At 74.0% G+C, this 9,675-nt stretch carries 6 protein-coding genes; 2 read left to right on the top strand and 4 right to left on the bottom strand.

The features are described 5' to 3' along the window. Positions 1-393 precede the first annotated feature (393 nt). Entirely contained in the window at positions 394-3,165 is a 2,772-nt protein-coding gene (acnA, locus tag EDF32_RS01375) for an aconitate hydratase AcnA (protein WP_123306751.1), read from the top strand. Between the two features lie 66 nt (positions 3,166-3,231). On the opposite strand, the gene EDF32_RS01370 is transcribed toward acnA, so the two are convergent. The 3 genes from EDF32_RS01370 to EDF32_RS01360 all read right to left on the bottom strand — a co-directional run bounded on the left by EDF32_RS01370 (position 3,232) and on the right by EDF32_RS01360 (position 6,524). Continuing rightward, positions 3,232-4,143 carry an aminoglycoside phosphotransferase family protein gene (locus EDF32_RS01370; protein WP_123306759.1) on the bottom strand — a complete coding sequence of 304 codons (912 nt, stop codon included), beginning with the start codon at positions 4,141-4,143 and terminating at the stop codon, positions 3,232-3,234. 180 nt (positions 4,144-4,323) lie between these two features. After that, positions 4,324-4,986, bottom strand: a complete 663-nt coding sequence (locus EDF32_RS01365; protein WP_123306758.1) for a CoA pyrophosphatase — start codon at positions 4,984-4,986, stop codon at positions 4,324-4,326. An 83-nt stretch (positions 4,987-5,069) separates the two neighbouring features. Continuing rightward, positions 5,070-6,524, bottom strand: coding sequence for a GuaB1 family IMP dehydrogenase-related protein (locus tag EDF32_RS01360; RefSeq protein WP_123306750.1), 1,455 nt, complete (start codon positions 6,522-6,524; stop codon positions 5,070-5,072). A gap of 69 nt (positions 6,525-6,593) precedes the next feature. On the opposite strand from EDF32_RS01360, the gene dxs reads away from it, so the two are divergent. Next, entirely contained in the window at positions 6,594-8,543 is a 1,950-nt protein-coding gene (gene dxs / locus EDF32_RS01355) for a 1-deoxy-D-xylulose-5-phosphate synthase (protein WP_123306749.1), read from the top strand. Between the two features lie 98 nt (positions 8,544-8,641). Here dxs and EDF32_RS01350 read toward each other — a convergent pair whose 3' ends face one another. Beyond that, positions 8,642-9,622: an alpha/beta hydrolase gene (locus EDF32_RS01350; protein WP_123306748.1), complete on the bottom strand. Its 981-nt coding sequence runs from the start codon at positions 9,620-9,622 to the stop codon at positions 8,642-8,644. Between the last annotated feature and the right edge of the window lie 53 nt (positions 9,623-9,675).

Genomic DNA, 9,675 nt, shown 5'->3' with positions numbered 1-9,675 from the left:
GAACCAGCGGGCCCGCAAGACCTTGAACTTCTACACCCCGGCAGAGAAACTCGACGAACTACTACGAGGTGTTGCACTCACCGCCTGAGACCGCCGCCGTTCCAGGGGCCGAATGTGACGTCTCGGCGGACGCGGCGCGGCGAGCGGGCCGCCGCTGCGAGATGGTGAGGCAAGCCTTCCATATATCTTGACGTCAAGATATATGGGGTATGCTCGGGGTATCGCGAGGAACGTGCCCGCGGCGCCCGCCAGCACCGGGGAGCCGCCCGGCCCGCCCCCGCAGCGTCCACGACGGCAGCCCGCGCCCGCGTCCCGCGCAGCACGGCCCCGCCGCAGATCCGCAGGCCGCCGGCACCCGCCCGGCCGCCACCTGGCAGGAGTGAAGGAGACACCGTGAGCAGCGTCGACACGTTCGGCTCGAAGGGAACACTCGAGGTCGGGGAGAGCTCGTACGAGATCTTCCGCCTCTCCGCCGTCGAGGGCACCGCGCGCCTTCCGTACAGCCTCAAGGTCCTCGCCGAGAACCTGCTGCGCACCGAGGACGGTGCGAACATCACCGCCGACCACGTCCGCGCCGTCGCGGCCTGGGACCCGGACGCGCAGCCCGACACCGAGATCCAGTTCACGCCCGCGCGCGTGATCATGCAGGACTTCACGGGTGTCCCGTGCGTCGTCGACCTCGCCACGATGCGTGAGGCCGTCGCGGACCTCGGTGGCGACCCCGAGCGCATCAACCCCCTCGCGCCCGCCGAGATGGTCATCGACCACTCCGTGCAGATCGACGTCGCGGGCCGCCGCGACGCCTTCGAGCGCAACGTCGAGTTCGAGTACCAGCGCAACCACGAGCGCTACCAGTTCCTGCGCTGGGGCCAGACGGCGTTCGACGACTTCAAGGTCGTCCCCCCGGGCACCGGCATCGTCCACCAGGTCAACATCGAGTACCTGGCCCGCACCGTCATGACCCGCGAGGTCGACGGGGTCCTCCGGGCATACCCCGACACCTGCGTCGGCACCGACTCGCACACGACCATGGTCAACGGGCTGGGCGTGCTCGGCTGGGGCGTCGGCGGCATCGAGGCCGAGGCCGCGATGCTCGGCCAGCCGGTCTCGATGCTCATCCCGCGCGTCGTCGGCTTCAAGCTCACCGGCGAGATCCCCGCCGGCGTGACCGCCACGGACGTCGTGCTGACGATCACCCAGCTGCTGCGCGCCCACGGCGTCGTCGGCAAGTTCGTCGAGTTCTACGGCGACGGCGTCGCCTCCGTGCCGCTGGCCAACCGCGCCACGATCGGCAACATGAGCCCGGAGTTCGGCTCGACGGCCGCGATCTTCCCGATCGACACCGTGACGATGGACTACCTGCGCCTGACCGGCCGCTCCGAGGAGCAGCTCGCGCTCGTCGAGGCGTACGCCAAGGAGCAGGGCATGTGGCTCGACCCCTCGGCCGAGACCTACGCCGAGCCGGTGTTCTCCGAGTACCTCGAGCTGGACCTGTCGACGGTCGTGCCTTCCATCGCCGGCCCGAAGCGCCCGCAGGACCGCATCGAGCTCTCGCACGCGAAGTCGGCGTTCGCCCGCGACCTGCCGAACTACGCCCCCGACGTCATCGACACGGTCGACGAGTCCGAGAAGGAGTCCTTCCCGGCCTCCGACTCGCCCTCGACGCACGAGCAGGTGCGGCGCAGCGTCGCGGTGACGGACTCGAACGGCACGGAGTTCGACCTGTTCCACGGCGCGGTCGCGATCGCCTCGATCACCTCGTGCACCAACACGTCGAACCCGTCGGTGATGATCGGGGCCGCGCTCCTCGCCAAGAAGGCGGTCGAGGCCGGCATCTCTTCGAAGCCGTGGGTCAAGACCTCGATGGCCCCGGGCTCGCAGGTGGTGACGAACTACTACGAGAAGGCGGGCCTGTGGCCCTACCTCGAGAAGCTCGGCTTCCACCTCGTCGGCTACGGCTGCGCCACCTGCATCGGCAACTCCGGCCCGCTCGACGAGAAGATCTCCGAGGCGGTGCAGGAGCACGACCTCGCGGTCGTCTCGGTGCTCTCGGGCAACCGCAACTTCGAGGGCCGCATCAACCCCGACGTCAAGATGAACTACCTGGCGTCGCCGCCGCTGGTCATCGCCTACGCGCTCGCCGGGACCATGGAGTTCGACTTCGACCACGACCCGCTGGGTCGCACCGAGGACGGCGCCCCGATCTTCCTGCGCGACATCTGGCCCTCGGCCCAGGAGGTCCAGGACACCATCGACGCATCGATCGACCGGGCGATGTTCACGAAGGACTACGCGGACGTCTTCACCGGTGACGACCGCTGGCGCGCGCTCGAGACCCCCGAGGGCTCGACGTTCGAGTGGGACGAGAGCTCGACCTATGTGCGCAAGCCCCCGTACTTCGAGGGCATGGCCGCCACGCCGGAGCCCGTGACCGACATCTCGGGCGCCCGCGTGCTCGCGAAGCTCGGCGACTCCGTGACCACCGACCACATCTCGCCCGCGGGCGCGATCAAGGTCGACAGCCCCGCGGGCAAGTACCTCGCGGAGCACGGCGTCGAGCGTCGCGACTTCAACTCCTACGGCTCGCGCCGCGGGAACCACGAGGTCATGATCCGCGGCACGTTCGCGAACATCCGCCTGCGCAACCAGCTCCTCGCCGACCAGAACGACGGCGCCGGTGTCGAGGGCGGCTACACCTTCAACTTCGTCAAGGACGCGCAGGACACGATCTACGACGCCGCGCAGGACTACGCCGCGCAGGGCACGCCCCTCGTGGTGCTCGGCGGCAAGGAGTACGGCTCCGGCTCGTCGCGCGACTGGGCCGCCAAGGGCACCGCCCTGCTCGGCGTCCGCGCCGTGGTCGCGGAGAGCTTCGAGCGCATCCACCGCTCGAACCTCATCGGCATGGGCGTCCTGCCCCTGCAGTTCCCCGAGGGCGAGAACGCCGGGTCGCTCGGGCTCGACGGCACCGAGACCTACGACGTCTCGGGCGTGACCGCGCTCAACGAGGGCACGACGCCGTCGACCGTCAAGGTCGTCGCCACGAAGGGCGACGGCTCGACCGTCGAGCTCGACGCGGTCGTCCGCATCGACACCCCGGGAGAGGCCGACTACTACCGCAACGGCGGCATCCTGCAGTACGTGCTGCGCTCGCTGGTGGCCTGACCCCAGCGGCACGACGACGCCGGGCGCTCACCCTCCGGGGTGGGCGCCCGGCGTCGTGCGTGGGGGCTACGCGGACGCCAGGACGGCGCGCAGGGTCGAGGCGCCGAGCTCCGCGTACCGCGGGCTGTCGTCGGAGTGCGCGACGAGCGCGGTGCCCAGGCACAGGGCCCAGCCGCGCGCCCGCGCCCAGGTGTCGTCGTCCGTCCCGCACGCGACGGTGACGGCCGCGCGGAACGTGGCCCGGGCGTCGTCGTCGAACGTCAGCCAGGCCGTCGCCAGGTCCGTCGCCGGGTCGCCCGCGGTCAGGTCGCCGAAGTCGACGACGGCGCGCAGGGGGCCGTCCGGCCGGGGCGGCGCGCCCGGTGGCGCGAGCAGGAGGTTGCCGGGGTGCAGGTCGCCGTGCAGCCACACGGGCGGCCCCGCCCACGGGGGCACCGCCACGAGCCTCGACCACAGGGACGCCGTCCGGGCGGCGTCGGGCACCAGGCCCGACGCGATGCGCTCGCGCACCACCGCGTCGCGGGCGAGGAGCGGTACGCCGCGCACCGGGTTGTGCGGGGCGTCGCGCGGCGCGGGTCGGTGCAGCGCGCCCACGAAGGCCGCCAGCGCCGGGGCGGCCGGCCCGCGCCCCGCGCGCGGGACGTCGATCGCGTCGACGCCCTCGAACCAGGGGACCACGCTCCACGCCCAGGGGTACGACGTCGTCGGGCGCCCCGCGCGCACGGGTACGGGGACCGCGACGGGCAGCGTCGGCGCGATACGGGGGAGCCATTCCTGCTCGTGCCGGACGAGACGGGCGGCGGCCGCACGGCGGGGCGCGCGGACGGCCAGGTCCTCGCCCAGGCGCAGGACGGCGTTGTCCCAGCCGTTCGCGACGAGGCTCAGGGGCAGGGCGGCGAGATCGGGGTGCTGGGCCCGGAGGAGGGAGCGCACGAGCCCGACGGTGACGTCGACCTCGGCGGCGGGTGCGTCGGCCACCGCGTCACTGTGCCACAGGTGCGCCGCGCCCACCCCGCTCGCCGACGGTGACGCGCCCTCCGCCGAGGGTGACGCGCCCTCCGCCGAGGGCGACGAAATGCGCCTCCGCGGGGCCCTTTCGTGCCGTGGAACGTCGCCGTCGGTGGGAGGGGCGTCACCGTCGGCGCACGCACGCTCCGGTCAGAGCGGCGCGGGGATCTCCCGGGAGGCGTCCCACGGCTCGGTCCAGCCGAGCCGGTCGAACAGGGCGTCGACCACCCCCGCCGTGAACCCCCACACCACGTGCCGGGCGGCGCCCGCGGCGTCGTCGACCAGGAAGGCGGGGCTGCGGAAGGTGCGGCCCGCACGGCGGACGACGGCGGTGCGCCGGTTCTGCGGCGCGATCAGGTCGGCGACCGGGGCGCGGAACACGTGCGTCGACTCGGCGTGGTCGACCACGCCGACGGGGGACGTGCGCGCCCACCAGCCGAGCACGGGCGTGACCAGGTGGTCGCTGACGGGCAGCGGGAGCGCGCCGAGCGTGCCCAGCACCTCGACGCCGGCGGCGTCCAGCCCGGTCTCCTCCACCGCCTCGCGCAGCGCGGCGTCCACCGGGCCCCGGTCGCCGGGGTCCACGCGCCCGCCGGGGAACGCGACCTGTCCGGGGTGGCTGCCGAGCGTGGCCGCCCGGGAGAGCAGGAGCAGATCGAGGTCGGCCGCGACGGCGTCCGCGGCGTGGTCCGCCGGCACCCGGTCGAGCACGCCGAAGAGCACGAGCACCGCGGCGTCGCGGGCGGTGGCAGGGTCCAGGCGCCCGACGGCGTGGCGCCAGGCCGCCGGCCAGCGTCCGCCGTCGGCGACCAGACCCGCGAGCTGGGACCGCGCTGCGTGCGGCCCCGGGGGGAGTGCGCCCGGAGTGCCGGGCCCGTCGGAGACCGTGCCCGAGGTCACCAGCCGGCCGGGAGGGGGCGCCCCTCCTCGTACCCCGCCGCCGACTGGATGCCCACGAGCGCGCGGTCCGCGAACTCGGCGAGGGTCGTCGCGCCGGCGTACGTGCAGGACGAGCGCAGGCCCGAGGTGATCTCGTCGATCAGGTCCTCGACGCCCGGCCGCTGGCGGTGCAGGTACATGCGCGAGGAGCTGATGCCCTCCTCGTACAGGCCCTTGCGGGCCCGCGCGAACGCGGAGCCGCCCGCGGTGCGGGCCGCGACGGCGCGCGCGGAGGCCATGCCGAAGCTCTCCTTGTACAGGCGGCCGTCGCCGTCGGCGTGCAGGTCCCCGGGGGACTCGTAGGTGCCGGCGAACCAGGACCCGATCATCACCTGCGAGGCACCGGCGGCGAGCGCGAGGGCGACGTCGCGCGGGTGGCGCACCCCGCCGTCGGCCCACACGTGCTTGCCGAGCTCGCGCGCCGCGGCGGCGCACTCGAGGACGGCGGAGAACTGCGGGCGCCCGACGGCGGTCATCATGCGCGTGGTGCACATCGCTCCGGGTCCCACGCCGACCTTGATGATGTCCGCGCCGGCCTCGACGAGATCGCGCACGCCCTCGGCGGTGACGACGTTGCCCGCGACGACGGGGACCGTCGGCGACACGGAGCGGACCGCGTGCAGGGCCTCGATCATCTTGGCCTGGTGGCCGTGCGCGGTGTCGACGACCAGCACGTCGACGCCCGCGGCGAGGAGCTCGGCCGCCTTCGCGGCGACGTCCCCGTTGATCCCGACGGCGGCACCGATCCGCAGGCGTCCCGCGTCGTCGAGCGCCGGCGCGTACACGCTGGAGCGCAGCGCGCCCTTGCGGGTGAGGATGCCGACGAGGCGCCCGTCGCGGACCACGGGCGCGAGCTGCAGGCGCGCGGCGTGCAGCTTCTCGTACGCGGCCTCGAGGCCCTCAACGCCACGGCCCGAGAGCGTGGCCTCGTCGATGAGCAGCGGGTCCTCGGTCATGACCTGGAGCACCTGGGTGAACCGGTCGACGTCCGTGCAGTCTGACTCGGTGACGACGCCCACGGGGCGGTCGCCGTCGACCACGACCGCCGCGCCGTGGGCGCGCTTGCCGATGAGGGTGAGCGCGGTGTGCACGGTGTCGTGCGGGCCCACCGTCACGGGGGTGTCGACGACGGCGTCCTTGGCCTTGACGGACGCGACCACGTCCGCGACGACGTCGGTCGGCACGTCCTGGGGGATGATCACGATCCCGCCGCGGCGGGCGACCGTCTCGGCCATGCGGCGGCCGGCGACGGCGGTCATGTTCGCGACGACCAGCGGCACGGTGGTGCCGGTGCCGTCGTCGGTCGACAGGTCGACGTCGAACCGGGAGGCGACGTCCGAGCGTGACGGGGCGAGGAACACGTCCCCGTACGTGAGGTCGGTGGCGGGCGACTGGCCCGTGAGAAAGCGCATGGGCACCATCCTACGAGCGCGTGACGGTGGCTCGGCCTATCGTGGGCGGACCGATCACGAGGAGCACCGATGCCGTCGACACCCTCCGAGCGGCCCGGTCCTCACCCCGGTCCGCTGCTGCGCCGGGTCACGTCCCCGGCCGAGCTGCGCCGCCTGAGCGTCGCGCAGACGCAGCGCCTGGCCGCCGAGGTCCGCGAGTTCCTCGTCGACGCGGTCTCGCGCACCGGGGGGCACCTCGGGCCGAACCTCGGCGTCGTCGAGCTGACCATCGCGGTGCACCGCGTGTTCGACTCGCCCCGGGACACCGTCGTCTTCGACACGGGCCACCAGGCGTACGTGCACAAGCTGCTCACCGGCCGCCAGGACTTCTCTTCGCTGCGCCGCCAGGGCGGTCTCTCGGGATACCCGAGCCGGGCGGAGTCGGAGCACGACGTCGTCGAGAACTCCCACGCGTCCACCGCGCTGAGCTGGGCGGACGGGATCGCCAAGGCCAACGCCGTGCGGGGGCTGGCGGACCGGCACGTGGTGGCCGTCGTCGGCGACGGGGCCCTCACCGGCGGCATGGCCTGGGAGGCGCTGAACAACGTCGCCGAGTCCCAGGACCGCCGCCTGGTGATCGTGGTCAACGACAACGGGCGCTCGTACTCGCCCACGATCGGCGGCATGGCGCACCACCTGTCGACGCTGCGCACGACGCAGGGGTACGAGGCGTTCCTCGGCTGGGGCAAGCGGGCGCTGCACCGCTCCGGGCCGCCGGGCCGGTTCGCCTACGACGCGCTGCACGGGCTGAAGAAGGGCATCAAGGACGTGGTGGCGCCGCAGGGGCTCTTCGAGGACCTGGGCCTCAAGTACATCGGGCCGGTCGACGGGCACGACGAGCAGGCGATGGAACGGGCGCTGCGGGGCGCGCGCGCGTTCGGGGCGCCCGTGATCGTGCACGCGATCACCGAGAAGGGCCGCGGCTACAGCCCCGCGGAGCAGGACGTCGCGGACCGGTTCCACGCGGTCGGGCGGATCCACCCCGAGACGGGTCTGCCGGTCGCGCCGTCGCGGTTCGGCTGGACCTCGGTCTTCGCCGACGAGATCGTGCGGATCGGTCACGACCGGCCCGACGTCGTCGCCGTCACCGCCGCGATGCTGCACCCCGTGGGCCTCGCCCCCTTCGCCGAGGCGTTCCCGGAACGGACGTTCGATGTCGGGATCGCGGAGCAGCACGCCGCGACGTCGGCCGCCGGGATGGCGTTCGCCGGCCTGCACCCCGTCGTGGCGGTGTACGCGACGTTCCTGAACCGGGCTTTCGACCAGGTCCTGATGGACGTCGCGCTGCACCGTGCCGGAGTCACGTTCGTGCTCGACCGGGCGGGGATCACCGGTGACGACGGGCCGAGCCACAACGGCATGTGGGACATGGCGGTGCTGCGGGTCGTGCCGGGGCTGCGCCTCGCGGCGCCGCGCGACGAGGCGAGCCTGCGCGCCGCCCTGCGCGCCGCCGTCGACGTCGACGACGGGCCGACGGTGGTCCGCTACCCGAAGGGCGCGCTCGCGGGCACGCTGCCCGCGATCGACTCGCTCGACGGCGTCGACGTGCTCGCGCGCCCGGGTGGCGAGGCGGGCAGCGGGGAGGGGAGCGTCGCTGCGGACGGTCCGCGGGTACTGCTCGTCGGGGTGGGGTCGACGGCGGGGACAGCGCTCGAGGCGGGCGAGGCGCTCGCGGCCCACGGGCTGGCGGTCACGGTGGCGGCGCCCACCTGGGTGCTCCCGGTGCCGGACGCGCTGGTCAAGCTCGCCGGGCAGCACGATCTCGTGCTCACGGTGGAGGACGGCGTGGTCGACGGCGGCGTCGGCGCCCTCGTGGCCCAGCGTGCTGCCGAGGCGGGGCATCGCACGCGGTTCGTGCACGCGGGGCTGCCGACGCGCTTCCTGGACCACGCGACGGTCGCGCAGGTGCGCGACGAGCTGCGGCTGACGGCCGCGGACCTCACTCGCGACGTCCTCGCGGCGCTCGGCGTCGACGCCTGACCCCCCGCCTGACCCACCCGGCAAGCCCGCCGAGACGTCGAATTCCGCCCCCGGATCCGCAGGATCAGGGGCGGAATTCGACGTCTCGGCGGTCGGCGTCAGGGGGCGATGGAGCCGAGCAGGTCGAGGCTCGCCGCGACGATCTGCCGCTGGGCGTCCGCGCGGTCGATCGTCGGTGTGCCGTCGCCCGGCTGCGGTCCGTAGTCGGCGAAGTCGACGTGCACCGCGCCCTGGACCTCGACGAACGTGGCCGACGGCGGCAGCTTCGCCCGCGAGGCGTCGATCTTCGCCGGGGTCGACAGCCCGTCGCGCGAGCCCGAGACGGACGTCACCGTCAGGTCGGTGCGGCTCAGGTCGTCGAGCGGGTACGAGGCGTGCAGCAGCACCCCGGAGACCTCGTCGGGATGCGCGCCGGCGAAGTCCGCCCCGGTGACGCCGCCGAGGGAGTGGCCGCCCGTCGCCCAGCGCTCGACGCCGGGGTAGGCGTCGATGGCCTGCTGGGACTGGCCGGGCGCGGTCAGCGCGATCCCGAGCGGCTCCTTGAGGCTGACGACGAGGTATCCGGCCTCGGCGAGCGGACGCAGGACAGCCGCGGTCGCGCGGACGTCGACGCGCGCGCCCGGGGAGTACACGAGACCCACGGTCGGCGGTGCGCCGGCCGGCTCGAACGTGTACCACCGGCTCGTCTCGTGGACCGTCACCGCGTCGTCGGACGCCAGGGCCTCCAGCGCTCGCGGCGTGGCACCGAAGGGGCGCAGGTAGGCGCACGACGCCGCGAGACCGACGAGAACGACCGCCAGCAGCGCGGCACCGGTCGCCCGCCAGGCGCGGTGCCGGGGGGCCGCGGGCGCCCGGGGGTGCCGGAGCTCGAGCACCACGGCGGCGAGCAGCGCTGCCCCGGCGAGCACCGACGCCCCGAGCAGCGCCCGATAGCTCCAGTGCTGGTGGCGCACGACGTTGCCCGTCGTGACGAGCACGCCCAGCGGGACGAGCAGGAGCGCGGCGGCGAGGAGCGCCGTGGCGACGGTGCGGACCGTCCGCGCCACGGCCCGGGTGGACGGCGAGGTGGTGGCGGTCATCGGACCATGGTGCCCCCTGGCGCGGGGCGGACGCCGCCGTCCGTCCGGATCCG

Source organism: Cellulomonas sp. PhB143 (genome assembly GCF_003752595.1).
Lineage (GTDB): Bacteria > Actinomycetota > Actinomycetes > Actinomycetales > Cellulomonadaceae > Paraoerskovia.
Note: the sequence above shows the minus strand (reverse complement) of the source record. Positions and strands in the feature narration are given on the sequence as shown.

What these genes read in the sequence shown, in the direction of transcription:
- dxs (WP_123306749.1), top strand. Translation starts at nt 6,594, where the DNA reads ATGCCGTCGACACCCTCCGAGCGGCCCGGTCCTCACCCCGGTCCGCTG.
- EDF32_RS01360 (WP_123306750.1), bottom strand. Translation starts at nt 6,524, where the DNA reads ATGCGCTTTCTCACGGGCCAGTCGCCCGCCACCGACCTCACGTACGGG.
- EDF32_RS01350 (WP_123306748.1), bottom strand. Translation starts at nt 9,622, where the DNA reads ATGACCGCCACCACCTCGCCGTCCACCCGGGCCGTGGCGCGGACGGTC.